The organism is Aulosira sp. FACHB-615, assembly GCF_014698045.1.
Taxonomy (GTDB): domain Bacteria; phylum Cyanobacteriota; class Cyanobacteriia; order Cyanobacteriales; family Nostocaceae; genus Nostoc_B.
This window is the reverse complement of the sequence record NZ_JACJSE010000061.1, coordinates 1-14,169: the sequence shown is the minus strand read 5'-3', so window position 1 is coordinate 14,169 and position 14,169 is coordinate 1. Positions and strand designations below refer to the sequence as shown.

Annotated in this window: 17 protein-coding genes; 6 read left to right on the top strand and 11 right to left on the bottom strand. The window is 45.2% G+C overall.

The genetic code is table 11. The features are described 5' to 3' along the window. Positions 1-81: 81 nt before the first annotated feature. The 5 genes from H6G77_RS34325 to H6G77_RS34305 all read right to left on the bottom strand — a co-directional run bounded on the left by H6G77_RS34325 (position 82) and on the right by H6G77_RS34305 (position 4,708). Positions 82-231: a hypothetical protein gene (locus tag H6G77_RS34325; RefSeq protein WP_190874025.1), complete on the bottom strand. Its 150-nt coding sequence runs from the start codon at positions 229-231 to the stop codon at positions 82-84. Next, positions 231-1,067, bottom strand: coding sequence for a hypothetical protein (locus H6G77_RS34320; RefSeq protein ID WP_190874024.1), 837 nt, complete (start codon positions 1,065-1,067; stop codon positions 231-233). The genes H6G77_RS34325 and H6G77_RS34320 overlap by 1 nt, the downstream gene beginning before the upstream one ends. Positions 1,068-1,208: 141 nt before the next feature. Continuing rightward, positions 1,209-2,399, bottom strand: a complete 1,191-nt coding sequence (locus H6G77_RS36560; protein ID WP_190874023.1) for an ADP-ribosyltransferase — start codon at positions 2,397-2,399, stop codon at positions 1,209-1,211. Between the two features lie 3 nt (positions 2,400-2,402). After that, positions 2,403-3,236, bottom strand: a complete 834-nt coding sequence (locus tag H6G77_RS34310; protein WP_190874022.1) for a hypothetical protein — start codon at positions 3,234-3,236, stop codon at positions 2,403-2,405. Next, positions 3,233-4,708 (bottom strand): DUF935 family protein, encoded by a 1,476-nt coding sequence (locus tag H6G77_RS34305; RefSeq protein ID WP_190874021.1) that lies wholly within the window; start codon positions 4,706-4,708, stop codon positions 3,233-3,235. Before H6G77_RS34305 ends, H6G77_RS34310 begins: the two co-directional genes overlap by 4 nt. 103 nt (positions 4,709-4,811) lie before the next feature. On the opposite strand from H6G77_RS34305, the gene H6G77_RS34300 reads away from it, so the two are divergent. Together H6G77_RS34300 and H6G77_RS34295 are read left to right on the top strand one after the other, a co-directional pair. Beyond that, positions 4,812-5,033 (top strand): hypothetical protein, encoded by a 222-nt coding sequence (locus H6G77_RS34300; protein ID WP_190874020.1) that lies wholly within the window; start codon positions 4,812-4,814, stop codon positions 5,031-5,033. Next, a complete protein-coding gene (locus H6G77_RS34295) occupies positions 5,005-5,232 on the top strand; it encodes a hypothetical protein (protein ID WP_190874019.1) in 228 nt (75 codons plus the stop codon). Before H6G77_RS34300 ends, H6G77_RS34295 begins: the two co-directional genes overlap by 29 nt. 96 nt (positions 5,233-5,328) lie before the next feature. Here the strand turns inward: H6G77_RS34295 and H6G77_RS34290 are convergent, their stop codons facing one another. From H6G77_RS34290 to H6G77_RS34280, 3 genes are read right to left on the bottom strand one after another with little or no spacing between them, the layout of a single operon-like run. After that, a complete protein-coding gene (locus H6G77_RS34290) occupies positions 5,329-6,876 on the bottom strand; it encodes a hypothetical protein (protein ID WP_190874018.1) in 1,548 nt (515 codons plus the stop codon). Beyond that, entirely contained in the window at positions 6,869-7,384 is a 516-nt protein-coding gene (locus H6G77_RS34285; protein WP_190874017.1) for a hypothetical protein, read from the bottom strand. The genes H6G77_RS34290 and H6G77_RS34285 overlap by 8 nt, the downstream gene beginning before the upstream one ends. Positions 7,385-7,418: 34 nt before the next feature. After that, positions 7,419-7,649 carry a hypothetical protein gene (locus tag H6G77_RS34280; RefSeq protein WP_190874016.1) on the bottom strand — a complete coding sequence of 77 codons (231 nt, stop codon included), beginning with the start codon at positions 7,647-7,649 and terminating at the stop codon, positions 7,419-7,421. 144 nt (positions 7,650-7,793) lie between these two features. Between H6G77_RS34280 and H6G77_RS34275 the strand changes: the two genes are divergently transcribed. Then, on the top strand, positions 7,794-7,976 hold the full coding sequence (locus H6G77_RS34275) for a hypothetical protein (protein WP_190874015.1): 183 nt from the start codon (positions 7,794-7,796) through the stop codon (positions 7,974-7,976). Between the two features lie 50 nt (positions 7,977-8,026). Here the strand turns inward: H6G77_RS34275 and H6G77_RS34270 are convergent, their stop codons facing one another. Continuing rightward, on the bottom strand, positions 8,027-8,455 hold the full coding sequence (locus H6G77_RS34270) for a phage virion morphogenesis protein (RefSeq protein WP_190874014.1): 429 nt from the start codon (positions 8,453-8,455) through the stop codon (positions 8,027-8,029). Here H6G77_RS34270 and H6G77_RS34265 point away from each other — a divergent pair. Then, positions 8,454-8,900 carry a hypothetical protein gene (locus tag H6G77_RS34265; RefSeq protein ID WP_190874013.1) on the top strand — a complete coding sequence of 149 codons (447 nt, stop codon included), beginning with the start codon at positions 8,454-8,456 and terminating at the stop codon, positions 8,898-8,900. The genes H6G77_RS34270 and H6G77_RS34265 overlap by 2 nt on opposite strands. Here H6G77_RS34265 and H6G77_RS34260 read toward each other — a convergent pair. Then, complete coding sequence (locus H6G77_RS34260) at positions 8,897-12,937, bottom strand: hypothetical protein (protein ID WP_190874012.1); 4,041 nt, start codon at positions 12,935-12,937, stop codon at positions 8,897-8,899. The genes H6G77_RS34265 and H6G77_RS34260 overlap by 4 nt on opposite strands. A gap of 69 nt (positions 12,938-13,006) precedes the next feature. Next, positions 13,007-13,216, bottom strand: coding sequence for a helix-turn-helix transcriptional regulator (locus H6G77_RS34255; protein WP_190874011.1), 210 nt, complete (start codon positions 13,214-13,216; stop codon positions 13,007-13,009). 138 nt (positions 13,217-13,354) lie between these two features. On the opposite strand from H6G77_RS34255, the gene H6G77_RS34250 reads away from it, so the two are divergent. Further along, complete coding sequence (locus H6G77_RS34250) at positions 13,355-13,768, top strand: hypothetical protein (RefSeq protein WP_190874010.1); 414 nt, start codon at positions 13,355-13,357, stop codon at positions 13,766-13,768. Beyond that, positions 13,734-14,051, top strand: a complete 318-nt coding sequence (locus tag H6G77_RS34245; protein ID WP_190874026.1) for a hypothetical protein — start codon at positions 13,734-13,736, stop codon at positions 14,049-14,051. The genes H6G77_RS34250 and H6G77_RS34245 overlap by 35 nt, the downstream gene beginning before the upstream one ends. Positions 14,052-14,169 lie beyond the last annotated feature (118 nt).

Sequence of the window (14,169 nt, the reverse complement as noted above, 5' to 3'; positions counted from 1 at the left end):
TATAAACATAAAGGCGCGTGGGACGCACGCCCTTAAAGCTCAATTAATGTCCTCATAGAGGAGTCGTTGAGAAGCCCACACTCACCCGAAGGGGAGTGTGTGGAGTACGTCACTCTTAGTGGCGAAATCTAGCGCAGATAACTGGGCGATCGCTTCATCGTTTTCAGTAAATTGCAGATACCCGCAAGCGATCTCGTGATTGTGTAAATTACGAAACAAAGTAGATAGCATCAGGAAATTCTTGCTTTAACTTGCTGAATATAGTTACTAATATTGCTTAATTGTATTTGGTTTTTAGTAGATACAAAATCTAAAAACCTTTGTTTCAAAGCCTCTGAACTACCATTAGTGCTTAACTTGTAGTCGTCTATTAATTCTTTGATTTGGCGTGAGGATAGTTCTGATATTTGGGACGCGATTTGCTCTAGTAGGGGGCGATCACTACTTGGCTTTTTGATTGCATCCTCAAGTTTTACCCAAAGTAGACTGCACTTACAATTAATTCTGCACGCGCATTCTTGGGTTGGATAAATTACCTCGTCAATCGGGACTGCACCCAACGCAGCATAGCGTGGGCAATCTTCACAATGCTCCGCATCCCCCAAAACCCGCATCGCCCCATTGAAACCAGATCGCTTTGCTGCTTCTTTCTCTCCACGGAAATACGACACTTTAGCAGCAGAAGCGTACATTCCCAATCGCACCTTGAATTGAGCTACTGATACTCGCTCTTGAGTTAAGTCTGTGGCAAAGTTTTGCAGATACTTATATTGATTAACTAATTCAGCAGCGATCGCTCTTAAATCACTATCCTGTACTTGAGCGTCACCACCCACGCCTAACATATATTGCTGGGTGTGTAAGATTTTCAAGGTTTGGGCGGTTTGTAGTTGCCAGTCTTTGAGGGTAACTTGATTAGATAAGAGGCGATCGCCTAGTTGTTGCAGTTCTTGGGCGACTTGGGAGATACGAAGTTGAATGAGAGAAGCGATCGCTCTTTGTGGTAAGAATCGCCCTGTTTTAGTGTCACGGTAGCGGAGGCTTTGGGGTTCCCATCGGTAGCTCATCAATCAAAAGGATTGTTGGAAGTTGAGATAAATCTTCGCCACCTTGTAGACTTTTTTGGAATTTGTTTATTACCAGTATCTGAAGATGGATCGCTTTGTTTCTTTTGCGAGTCTTTATCGCTCGTTTTGCCTTTGTCTTGGTTACTCAACTTCTTCTACCTCATAAACAACAACTCTATGTTTTACTGAAACAAATTTCTTTATTTTTTTGTCAAGCACCTTTGATTCTTCTTCGTTTTCTTGCTTGGAAATAATTTTATATTTAACACCCTTTGGAACCACAACTTCATCTTCTTCAGGGTATTCGGAAAACTGCCTAACAGAAGCACCTGACTTGGAGTTCTTAACCTTCAATATTACCTTGACTTGAGATTGTTCACGAGGTAGTGGCGAAATTGAGCCGCCAGTACCATTACTAAAATTAACAGCAACCTTTTCAGATGTAGAAAAACTAGTCAAGGAATCAGTACCTTTTTCTAATCCACTCTCAAAAAGCCTCTGATCAAATTCTTTTGCTAGAAAAGCAGATCCCCTGTAAACATCCCCTTGGTACTTAGGTGATTTTTCAATAAATTTATTTATCCATTCGGCGGCATCTTTGTGTTTTTGGCTACCATTGCCAGTTTTTTCGCTTTTCTTTACTTTGTCGTAGTCATCGCCGGTAAAAACAGTTAAGCCCTTAACCATCTTTGCGGCATCAGACTCTGACACTCCTAACTTTTCCGACACCAATCTTGATGCTGTTTTTACATAAACCGAGGCGCTTGAATATTCAGAGGGTTGCTTTAATCCATAATCAGTATGTTCTTTTACTATGGAGCTACTCTTGTTTTGTCCACTATCTTTCTTGAGTATTTTTTCTATCTGTTGTTTGGTTTCTACCGCAGGCTTGACCCTGCATTGCTTGTCTTTGTTAATACATCCATTCCCGCAAGCGGTTCCCTTGGTGCATTTTTTTGTTTTTTTGCTACCGCCAAACATCTTGACAGCAGCAAATTCCGCCTCAGACATTTCCACATCATCAGGGTTTTCTAGTTGATATGAAATATTGTCGGGTGTGATTGTGAATCGATAGCGTTTGGTTGCATTGGGTGAGATTTGGTCTAGAAATACGCCTGTTATTTGATTACCATCATTCTCAACATCTTCAAGCCCCGTGATTCCATCTGTGTATGATGATTCTAGGATTTTCTTTATCTGCAACCCTGACTCATTAAAGTTTAGGGGGAACAAGTGGGGGAGGTTGGCAAGGAAGAATTGATCTGATTCGCTAAAGTCTAGATTGTTAGTGGTGTGATTGTGTAAATTCGTGAATAATTGTGTTATTGACACTATTTATTCTCCTATCAAGCTTTTAACTTTATCGGGCATATTTTCTTTCCAATCCTCTATTGCATCGTCAAGGGAAATGTTAGAGGCGATCGCTTCTAGCTCCTCTTCTGTCGCACCCGCCCCCTCAATTTTGATTGGGGCAGTAAATTCAGTGAACCTGGCTGATAAATTATCAATTTTATCTGCTAGTTCATCTAGTTTTTGTAGGTACGGTTGAAGTCCTAGAGTGATCGCTTCTGAATAATCAACAGCTTGGGGTTTGCGGTATTGGTCAAGATCAGAAATCAACACTTCCTCGATTCCGCCAAAATAATCAGCAGGCATTTCCCGAAGGTATGCAGATTTAGCGTCATCTTCATTCAAAAAACCTGCCATGTACTTCGGTTCATCGTAGTCGCCATCTTCGGGGGAGAGTTGAGCGATCTTGAATAAGCGATCACTCGGCGTACCACCATCAAAAAAACTAGGCGCAAGGTAAACATCGGGGGCTTCACCTGTAGAATCTTCCCTGTATCCACGAAAATGCCCATAACCACAACGAAGCTTGCGAGAGTTGCGGCGACCAGGAAACCTCACTTCACCAGGACGATATTCTAAGCCTATATCGAGATTGTTCCACTTAATAACTTGGTGAATGATTGAGCCAAAATCCAGGGCAGAGGATGAGTTGCTGTTGATCCTCCCCTGCTCCCCTGCTCCCCTGCTCCCCTGCCTTTCCAGCAGCAGTTGATACACTGTCGCCTCAAACGCTCCTTCTACTTCCGCCTCGTCAAAATCTGAGTAGTCGGTTTCGGGATCGAATGCTTGAGCGATCGCTCTTTTAAATTCAATGTTCAAGCTGTTTTCCTCCACTGTTGCAAACGTTTTTGAAAAGCGATCGCCTTACGCTCTGCATAAGAAGCAGAGGGGCAGAGGGGTGAAGGGGCAGAGGAGGGGTTGCTGTCGTTCTCCCCTGCTCCCCTACTCCCCTGCTCCCCTACCTCTTCCCCAAAACCCACGTCAAAAGCTCCTGAATCCTCTTGCTGCTTCTGTTGTTCCACTTCGGCGGCAGCAGAATCAATATAGCCTTCCCCGTATACTTCTTTTACCTTATCGGGACTGATTTTGTAGCCAATGGTGTTAAGCGTGTTGTCTCGATTGACCCTGCTGTTTAAATCTTCTGATTCTTCAAACTCTGGGAAGCGTTTCCAGACTTGGGGCGGGTTAGCACCTGGGGTATTCAGTTCAGTTATCCACTGTGCAAGCGTTCGCATTGGGCCGGTGCAGAGGCGATCGCTGTCATACTTGGCAAGATACACATTACTCTCATCGCTGTGAGATTGAGTAGCGGCGCGACTTCCTGTGTTGTCGGGGAGTTCCATTGACAGGGTTTCCCCCACTACCAACATCGCCATTTCGTTATTACACCAGTCGGTAGCGCCTTGGAATACGTCGTTAGTAGATGATCGCATCGCCTCCATGAAATCAGACAACCATCCGTGAGGCAAAACCAATGACCCACCCTTGATCATATCAGCCAGCTGTTGAGCGACATTTTCACGTTGCTCTCTGGTGGCTTTTTCACCCGCGATCACTCTTACTGTTGGATTAGCGTATTTATCAAGGTAAATTAGGCGCTGCTTGGTGATTTCTTTTTTAAAAATCACAGCAAGCCAGTACAACACAGAACCCAATCCCACACCCCAAGGATTATCGTAACGTTGACCATACGAATGCACTAGCACTCGTTTATCTGGCACATTTGCTCCTTGCCAAGTGTCGTTCATGCTCAGAACCCGCACCTCATAGTCTTGGTACATTCCTACAGGTTCTTTATTCTTGATCGGGCGTACTGTTGTCCCATCTTGGTCAATCATGCCGGATGTATTTGCTCCGGGACGGGCGAAGCGGAAACGGTGGATAGGTTTACTGGTTGCTTTCTTTATGTAGGTCAAATCGCCGTCAATTGCCCATTGCAGTTCTTCAAAGTTGTTTCCTTTGAGATAGGCATTGGTCAATATGTTATCAATCATCAAGTCTGAGTCAAATCGACTTATAACTTCCTTGAAGATGTCTGCGGCTTTTTTATCAAGCTTACTGTCAGTCGCGGGTTTGATATCCCATTCCCTCATCACTACGTTCCGACTGCGCTTTTCTAGTAACGCCTTGGCTTTAGCGTCCTTCAACACCAAGTCATAGCGATCTATGTCCCCGCCCAGTAAGTACAGTAGCGTTTCGTCTGGGGATTGGGGAAAATCATTAAATAGATAAAAGCGCGGGTCGTTTGAGGAGTTGGCTATCTGTTGCGCCAACTGCGCTGATAAAGGCATTGGTTTCGGCGTAAACTGGCTTAAATTATAAGCGATCGCTGTCAGGTGTGCGTATTCAACAAAAAAGCGCCTATCAAAGACGCTTATTGCTGGTATTTTAGAGGTGCGATCGCTCCTAAAAGACGGAGAAACACTCAGCGACAAAGTGAGAGAAGCGATCGCAGTTTACCTGAGTGAGCAAAAAGCATTGGACTTACTTGAAGAGATTATCAATGATGCGGTATCAGCAGAAGAAACTTTACCGCCGCACAGTGAATATATAGTCAGTGGCGAATTAATCGGGAAAGCTGCGGAGATTGTATATAAAGACGCTCAAGAATCTTAGCGATCGCACTGTACATCAGGAACAATTGTTCTTGAAAATTGCCGAACACCCAGAGCGATCGCCTGCCATATCAGGAACAATTGTTCCTCAATTTAGGAACAAAAAGAGAAGCAGTGATCACGATGATCCAGGGGCGAATACCTTGAAAACTTTTGAGGGCAAGGGTTTAGAGTTTTCCCGTTTGAAACGGGAAAACTAAAGTGAGGTGGTAAGCTCAGGAACAATTGTTCTTTTACTAGCGTTTTGTTCCTGAACTATGTTGTTGCTGTCAAGCACGCTCAGGAACAATTGTTCTTTAGTAGCCAGCGATCGCTCCATAAATCCCCCGTTGCTCTCCGATGTCAAACCAGTCATCACTAGGTTGCTCCATTGTTAAAGATAGGCTATCAGCAAAGTCAGGTGAATCGACACCACGCCGCCGCATATCTTCTTTACTCTCAATTAGGATTTTACCTGTGCTGGAGCGTTTACCAAGCGGCTGGGATAATTGAGCGATTAGCCTAGTGTCGTTGGGAATTGAGATTAATTCTTCTGTGGGGTGAACTGTAATTCCATTTACGTGGTCGTAGGTTTTACGAAATCTGTCTCGCATAATCCCCCACAATTCAGCACGTTTGTTTGCAAACTTTTCTGCACTGGTTCGCTGTTCGCCTTCCCAGACCATTTCGCTAGGGCGAGATGCGCCATGTACGGCAGTAAATGTAAATTCTAGTCCATCAATCAGACTCAATGTTGCGTCTACACCTTCACCAAGTCCATCGGTATCAAAGTTGAGATGAGGGATTTTAAACTCAATCATTAAATCACGGGTTTTGTGGGCAGTAACAGTGGTATTGGTGTTACTCCATGAAATTTGGGGTTTAATTACTGGCCCGTGACGGACGGTGAAGACTGATTGGTTTTTACCCGTGGTGGCGATATCTAACCCGGCTACAGTTGTTCCGAATTCAGGGATATCGAGAGCGATCGCTGCTTGTACCCAAGATGCGGGAATGAATATTCCTTCGACGCTTGCGCCAAAATCAATATCAATTTCACTGGCTACGATCACAGGATCAAATCTTGCTTTCATCTCTTGATACCAGCGATCGCTCTTGCGCGGATCTGACTTCCAGTGAAAATAAAACTTGCACTGGTCAGGGTAGGTCATCCACTTTTTATAAAATGGGTTGCCTATGCCATTGGCTGACGAGGTGTAGAAGATGACATTGGTATTATTAGATAAAGCGGCCTCGACTTTTGACGGACGCACGATGAACCCGGCTTCATCCAAATCATATACGCTACTTCGCCCCCCTCTCCCAATGGAATCCCCCGCTTCCGCAGTTATCGTCGATCCGTTACTGGGGTTGATTAATTTCATAAAATTGTCGTGCTTACCCCAATCAAAATCTTTAGGTAGCATCCACTTTGGTAGATTACGCAACAAAAATCGCGCTTTCTCCATAATTGAATCCATGTCACCAATTCTGTCTACCAAATCTTGTTTCCTGCTTCCAAAAGACCCTTTGTACCCATCTTCAAACAACCAGCAATGTACTTGAGAAACTACGTTTAACCAAGTAATTCCCATATCGCGGCTCTTGGCTGTGATGCCGTTTTCATTGAGCGATCGCCTCTCAATTCTCCACAGTAGATACTCAATCTGCTTAGGAAATGGTTTAAAGGGGATGGTTGATGGTTTAATTCTTGGATCATAAGTCCACACCCAATCAGAAAGAAAAGTGATGATATCTCTAGAGCAGTATTCAAGGGCGATCGCTTGCTTCCTTGTGTTGCTACTGATCGCCTTAACAAGGTTTATGCGCCTAATAATTTCTTGTCTTAGTTCATGTTCATCCATTTACAACATCTTTATACTGTTGCTGTAGTTCTTCTAATGAGACTTCCTTGATGCGATCGCGTTCCTCATCAACACCAGTCACTTCAATTTCATCAAGTACATGGCGCGGTAATTCTGCCCTCATTTGAGTCAACTTCAACAGCCCAAAGGATGCCTGAATTTTAATTGCCGTACCTGGCTTGGTTGGGTTTTTAATCGCATCCCTTAACGCCCGTCTTGCTAAGGCGAAGTCAGATAACTGCTCACCGCCATCTAATGCTACCAGCTTATTTTCTGTTGGGGGAATAACCTGGATGTCTTGTGATGCAATAGTTTTTATATCTTCGGAACGTTTTCGGAAATGCTTCGGATTATTTTCCGAATCAGCATAAGCTAGGTCATACCATCCATGAATAGTGGCGCGAGGAACATCAGGATACATCGCAGCAAGCTCAACCGGAGTCTTACCATCTTTGCAGTGTTGAACTATTTCATCTTTCAAATGCTCCCAGCGCGATCGCCTTGCCATTCACCTAAATTAACTCAGTACTTCAAATATAAGGCTACCGCATATTATCCACTTCAGCATCTTCCACACCAGGAGCGATCGTCTTCACTTGATTTTTTTTTGGCACAGAAGGCAAGGGCATCCACCAAGATGCGTCTACAAATCTATAATTTGGTGTTTCTATCCATTCTCCGTCTTGATATACAGCAAGGTAGTAAATATCCTCGCTGTCAACTATTAAAAACAGTCCGCCACCGTCAGGTGGATTGTTCGCCGATATCCACATAAATTAAATCAAGTATAAAGTTACAGCGATCGCTCCTAATCTTCACCAAAATTTTACCCATATCTGCAAAAGTTGGAATATATTGGATTTCAGACAGGCAACCGCTCCAAGATAAACCGCCTGCAAACAAGGAATTTTACCGCCATGAAATCTGAAGCTTTTGTTATTGTTGTTTTGATTGTCGCATTGTTAGTTGTGGTTGAATTGGTCGTAAAGGCGATCGCGCCTGTGGTTCAACACTGCTGGGCAAAGTACCAACACCACCGCATGATTGAAGTAAGACGCGAACAGTTTTATAGGGAATTAGGAATGTTAATGCGGGACTAGATCAGTTGTCAGTCGTTTACTGTTTACTGACAACTGTTTACTGTTCACTGCTAGATATCCAGAAATTCAATAGCCAAATCCACAATATTACGCTCATCAGTTTTTGATAGCCTACCATCTGGCAGTATTTGACGCTGGGGCATTCGTTTTGTCCCTATCTGGTGGAATTGGGCGGGGAATGGGACTGTTATTCTGACAGTTTTACCGCTCACGCTGGTTTTCACTTCGCTTCGCATCTTTCCTCTGCGCGTGAGGATTTTGAGGGGGAATCCAAGACGCTCTTTCTCGGAGATGGTTGCAGGTGATAATGGCTTCCATTTTTTACCGTAAGGGTCTTTTTCTTGTCTAAAACCCTCGTCAATCCGTTTTTCAAAATATGCGCCTACATCCTGCAAGAAATCAGCAGGATTTGATAATTGCCCGCCTAATTTGGTCAGTCGGCGTAAAATAGGGTTTAAATCTGCACTGACTTGAATCATGGAAATCACCTTAAGAGGGAAACAGTATAAAGCTGAACACCTAACCGACCTTAATTATCTGGCTTTAGGCAATCTATTTATTGACGAAAAAACGGGGAATTTTGCACTTGAAGCGGTCGAGAATTACGACTTGCTCTCTCAGTCCGATCGCCTGCGATTATCCGGCCCGTTAATGAAGAAATTGACCGATCCGAAAGAGAAAGGAGCGATCGCCTGTTCGCTTTCTGCTATATTCCCTAGTCTACCCAAGGAATTGGTAAGCTACGCTAACGGGGAATTCACGCTCAATATCACCCTTGAGGAGTTAACCCGCATCACCCTAGAAGTGGCGAATGAATTGAGCAAGGGTAAAGCGCCTGTAGCGGATGCGGAAGCGATCGCGATCGCTGAACTTGAGAAAGAATTAGCACAAAGGAAAGCAGCGAAGGGGTTTGCAAAACTCTAGCTTCTATTTACCAACACACCTAAATCATACAATTCCTTCCGCACCTGCCCTGACAAGGTAGATGCGGCTTTTTGTGTGGTTGCGTCGGCTGTTGAAAATTCGTTAGTGATATTTATATTGATATCTCCTCTGCCCCCCTGTACCTCTGCTCCTCTATTCACAACACTAGGGACGGGCTGAGGAACAATTGTTCCTGTAAATTGGCTTTGAGGAACAACACTTCGGCTGCGCTCAGTGCTAGTTGTTCCTGTGTTGGGTAATCGAAGCGGAGAAAGTAGTTGTTGTAAATCACTACCAACACCCGCAAAATTACGATTTCTACCAAAATCCCTGAGTGAAGTTGCACCTTCGCGGCGTAGGATATCGCGTTGCAAGGACTGTAATTCGTTTTTACCTTGGGATTTATTAGTCCTGGCGTTTGCTAGGGCAAGTCTATTTTGATCATCTTGTAATTGCTGGGTACGGGTTAAGTCTTTGAGTTCTTGTTGACCTTGGGCAGAGGCGATCGCCCTTTCTTGTCCGAGGAGCGATCGCTGTAACTGTAATTGATTCTCTCTGGCTTGGGCTGCTTGTAAATCTAATGCGGCTGCGTCCTTTTCTTCCTGGGTTGCACCAGGACGGGCTAATACCTTTTTTTGTTCTGCCTGGGCTTTGAGGGTTGCTGCTCTGGCGGCTGCTTGTTCGCCCTGTAATTGCAGTTCCTTGATGGAGAGTTCTGTTTCCTTCTGCTCAATTTTCTGTTGAGTGATTTCTTTTTCGATTTCAAACGCGGATCTGGCTGAATTGAGTCTAATCTGAGCGGCGGTTTCGGCTAGTCGGTCTTGGTCTTTTTGGTTTTTGGTGGTTTCTTTAAGTACATTCAGTTCGCCTTCGTAAAAACCAGCGACCGAGGAAATGAGGTTTTTTCGGGCTTCTAGGAGAGTAATTTGGTTGGTAATGGACTTGCTTGCAAAATCGCGTAACTGCTGTTCTTTCTCTAGTGCTTGGTTTTGAGTGTTCGCAGTGTTTTGGATCGCCTGAATTTCACGGTTAAGCTGGGTTTCGATTACGCGGAATGCGGCATCACGCTGCTGAACTTCGTTGTCAATGAGGGATTTGGTAAGTTGAGCAGTTTTAATGCGGGATGCGCGAATTTGTCCTTGGCGATTTTCTTCTTTTTGGGGGTCGGTGAAGGGTGGGAGGGATTGAAGTTCAGATAATTTTTGCTGTTCTAGGGCAAGTTCTGAATTGATGCGATCGCGGGTCAGATCAAGTTGCTGTTGTTCTGCTTCGGCTTTTTTATCTAGGTTGTCACGGGTGAATTTGGCGATTTCGATTTGGCGATCTGCTTCACTTTGAGCGATCGCATCTGTGGCCCGTTTTTGGTTGCGTTCGACTAGGGCGAGTTGCTGTTCTTGGAATTTGGCGTTAGCGTCGGCCGATTGCTTGCGTAACTGGGCTTGGCGGACGGTGATCGCTTCCTGCCCTTCTTTGTCGTTGGCGCTGAGTTTGGCGCGTTGTTCTTCGAGTTGCTTGAGTTCAGCGTTGATTTTGGCTTGGGTGAGGGAGAGCGACTGTTGGTTGTATTGTTGTTCGGTTACTAAGCCTGTAGCGAGGCTGGCTTCTAAAATTTGTTGCCGTTCATCGTAATCTTTTAGTTGTTCTTGGCGTACCCTGGCGCGTTCTTGTTGTTGCAGTTGGGCGATTTCGGTACTGAATTTTTGTTGTTGAGATTTTAATTGTTGTTGGCGATCGCTGTCGATTTGCAATGATTGTTGGGCTGCGGTGCGTTGGGATTGAAGGCGGGCAATGTCTTCATTGGCTATCCTTGCCGCGCCTTTATCATTGCCAGCACTGGCTAGGCGTTTTTGGGCTTCGGCTATTTGACCATCGATTCTGGTAATATCTTCGGCTACTTGTTTTTGGCGCAGGGCATTTTCTTGAGCGATCGCTTGTTTTGTGGCTTCAAGTTGAATTTGTAGTTCTTTGAGTTTGGATTGAGTGATGCGGCGTTGCCCTTCTGCTTGGGAAATTGATTCGCTGGCGATAAGCGATTGAATTTTTTGCTGCTCGTCCTGGGCTGCTTTGACACGCTCATCGGTGGAGGATTGGCGGATCTTGGTTATTGCTTCCTGGGCTGCTTTTTGGGTTTCGAGTTCCACGCGGGAATCATTAACTACGCGCTGGAGTCGAGCTACTGCCTCTTGGGTTGAGATGTCGCCTGCCTGTACCTGTTGATTTGTGAAATCCACGAGGGATTTAGAAGCGGCTTTGAATTGGTCGGCGCTGGCGGGTTTATCGAATTGAGCCAGGGCATCACCTACTTTCTTTTGTAGCTGTTGGTAGGAGTTACCGAGTTGGGGAATATCTTGGGCGACTAACTTGACTGAGCCTGATTGTTTATTGAGTAGGCTAACCATACGCTCAAGTTGAGCGATTTGAATTTCTTGGGTGCGTTTTTGTTCTTCGTTGGCAGGACGTAACTGTTTAATTGCTTCAATTTGGGCTTGAAGGGATTGTACTTGGCTGGCGCTAATACGTTGCAAACCTTGGCGTTGTTTGGCTTGTTCGGCGGTGAGTTTGCCGTTGGCGCGTTCTAGTTCGTTGAGGGACTTGAGGCGGGTGGCGAGGCGTAGGGATTCTTCACTCAGGAGGTCGTTTTGTTCCCTAAATGTCTCTAGTTCTTCGTTGACTTGCTTCAAATCGCCTGTTTGCTTGATAATCAAAGCGACAGAGATTGCGCCACCAAGGGCGATTAAGGGAAGCAGGGGTGCGATCGCTGCGGTGGCTGCGGCAAGCAGGGCGGAAGTAAAAGCGGGAATACCACCTGTGGCAAGGGCAGCGAATAAGGTTGAAACTGTTCCTATTGTGGCAGAGGCGGCAGCAAAGGCGGTTGTAACAGAGGCAACTACGGGGGCAAGTGTGGTTAAAATCCCGACAAGCAAGGTGGCTTGTAAAACTATTGAGCCAATTGGGCTATTGGAAAATGCGGCAAGCAGTGAAACAACATTGGCGAGTACTTGCAGTAGCGGGGCGCTGGCTTTGATTAATGCGGCTAACCCATCTACCAAGATTGTGATTACTCCGGCTGCGGCTTGCCCTTCTGCTGTGAATTGGGAGAATGCGGCGCTGAATAGCTGTGTGAGTACTGGTTCTAGGGTTTTGATGGCATCGCCTAGTTTGGTGGCAATATCTAGGAAAAATTGAACGGATGAGGCGGCGATCGCTTGGATTGTGTCTTTGTTTTGGTTGAGAAAGTTATAGAGAACGTTTAGCTGTTGCACTAATGGCTTGAGGAGGGGTGCGCCTGCTACACGGGTGATTTCCTCGAAAATTTCTTGGATATTACTAGAAACGCCTTCTATTGTTTGGGCTGCAAGGGCATTCCCGGCACGAAAAGCACCGAGGCGTTCTGTTAGCTTGGCAACTAAAATACCTTGCGATCGCCACTGGTTGACCATCTCGTTGTTCAGTCCAAGGGATTTGGCGAGTTGGGAGTCTGAGGTAATTTGAGCGGTGTAAATCGAATTTAATTCTTGGCGGGCTTGGTCGAGGGGGATTGAGAGTGTTCCGAGGGCTGCGGCGAACGACAACGTTAAGTCTGCACTCTGTTCTAAGTTTGCGCCGATACTTGCAGAGGATTGCGCGGTAATTTGGAATAGTGGGATTAATTGAGATGAAGTGACACCGACTAACTCTAGTGAGCCTTTGCGTAGGCGTGCCACCGCGTCATTAACTGGCCCCTCTAATGCTTGAATCGCTTTGGTAGGGTCGGTAACTTCTACGCCATTGGCAATAACTTTATTGGTGGCTGCTAGGGTTGCTTGGGTGCTGAGTAACTGTTGTTGAAGGGCAACGTTTTGACCGATTAGTAGGTCGTAAGCCTTTTGTCCTTGGGCGGCAAGGCTTTGAATGCTTTGTTGGACTTGGTTATAGGCGAAACTTAGGGTAGTAACTACGTCAAAATTCTTTTTGACCAAGCCTGTGAGGTTTTTTACAACAGGAGATGCTTGATCTACGGCTTGAAAAAGTAGAACTAATGGTGAAATTGCTGCCACAACAAAGCGCCCAAGCTAAAATTAATTAGCTTAGTGCAACCATCACAAGTGTAATAGCAAGGTGGGTGATTAGTCTGCTTTGCTATTTATAAGTTTTACCGACTGCATGAACTCCTCAAATGTGCAGCCATACAACTCAAGCAACTCCTCAAGCTGATCAACCCTAAGTTTCGGGATTGTTCTTCCTTTCTCCCAATTCCTCACAGTTGACTCGCCTATTTTTAACCTACTGGCAACATCAACTGTTCTCAATCCCTGTTTTTCTCTTAGCTCTCTCATTGTTACACCTGATCGTTTGTTTTCATCTTACGCTAACCAGTTGACGCAAGGCAAGGGAGAAGGGTAAAATAAAAGACAAGGCGCTGCATTATTCTTAGCGGGAAAAGCAGCGCCTTGTTTTAGTCGATCAATTTTATTATGCCAAAAAATCAGAAATTTGTTGCTATTGGGGCGGCGATTGCATTGTCAATCCCATCTTTTTCTCCACCAGTCAAAGCTAATCCCGCAGTATTAGCTCCTGCTGCGTTTTGCGCCGGAACTGCGGGCGTAGGTTGTGTTTTGGTTGTAGTTGCCACAATAGGTGGAACGGCTTACTACGTGTGGCAGTTATCGGATGGGCGCAGGGTTCACGCCACAGCAAGCGGAAGGATATTGAGTTCAGAATATCTTGAAGATCCCGAAATGGAAGGCGAGGTATGGGATGAGCCAATACACGCAAAAACTAAACCTTTGGCACAAAAGCAGTGCGATCGCCTTGCAAAACAGTACAAAGTTACCTTGGTAGGAGTATCTCATAATGGAAAATCATTCGTCTGCACATTCAGAGCATAGGGTATTAGTCATTCCCTTGGCGGAAGATAATAGTCGATCCTTGACCCCGGTTAGAATTCTGCACGCTCATATCTCTAATACACAAAAAATCGATAAGTTTATTAGAAATATTGGGCGATTCGTTGGCACTGAACAATCAGAATTTAGCGATGATTGGCAGATGGAATCCTACAAGATATTGCCAACTCCTACAGATGACTATAGCGGCGTAGTTCTTGTTTACTATAAATTCCAAGGGGTGCGGGAGGAAATAGAAACGGTGGACGATCTAGTACTAGTTTGATTTATGTGACGTACTCCACACACTCCCCTTCGGGTGAGTGTGGGCTTCTCAACGACTCCTCTATGAGGACATTAATTGAGCTTTAAGGGCGTGCGTCCCACGCGCCTTTATGTTTATA

What these genes read in the sequence shown, in the direction of transcription:
- H6G77_RS34325 (WP_190874025.1), bottom strand. Translation starts at nt 231, where the DNA reads ATGCTATCTACTTTGTTTCGTAATTTACACAATCACGAGATCGCTTGC.
- H6G77_RS34320 (WP_190874024.1), bottom strand. Translation starts at nt 1,067, where the DNA reads ATGAGCTACCGATGGGAACCCCAAAGCCTCCGCTACCGTGACACTAAA.
- H6G77_RS34305 (WP_190874021.1), bottom strand. Translation starts at nt 4,708, where the DNA reads ATGCCTTTATCAGCGCAGTTGGCGCAACAGATAGCCAACTCCTCAAAC.
- H6G77_RS34290 (WP_190874018.1), bottom strand. Translation starts at nt 6,876, where the DNA reads ATGGATGAACATGAACTAAGACAAGAAATTATTAGGCGCATAAACCTT.
- H6G77_RS34285 (WP_190874017.1), bottom strand. Translation starts at nt 7,384, where the DNA reads ATGGCAAGGCGATCGCGCTGGGAGCATTTGAAAGATGAAATAGTTCAA.
- H6G77_RS34280 (WP_190874016.1), bottom strand. Translation starts at nt 7,649, where the DNA reads ATGTGGATATCGGCGAACAATCCACCTGACGGTGGCGGACTGTTTTTA.
- H6G77_RS34275 (WP_190874015.1), top strand. Translation starts at nt 7,794, where the DNA reads ATGAAATCTGAAGCTTTTGTTATTGTTGTTTTGATTGTCGCATTGTTA.
- H6G77_RS34265 (WP_190874013.1), top strand. Translation starts at nt 8,454, where the DNA reads ATGGAAATCACCTTAAGAGGGAAACAGTATAAAGCTGAACACCTAACC.
- H6G77_RS34270 (WP_190874014.1), bottom strand. Translation starts at nt 8,455, where the DNA reads ATGATTCAAGTCAGTGCAGATTTAAACCCTATTTTACGCCGACTGACC.
- H6G77_RS34255 (WP_190874011.1), bottom strand. Translation starts at nt 13,216, where the DNA reads ATGAGAGAGCTAAGAGAAAAACAGGGATTGAGAACAGTTGATGTTGCC.
- H6G77_RS34250 (WP_190874010.1), top strand. Translation starts at nt 13,355, where the DNA reads ATGCCAAAAAATCAGAAATTTGTTGCTATTGGGGCGGCGATTGCATTG.
- H6G77_RS34245 (WP_190874026.1), top strand. Translation starts at nt 13,734, where the DNA reads ATGGAAAATCATTCGTCTGCACATTCAGAGCATAGGGTATTAGTCATT.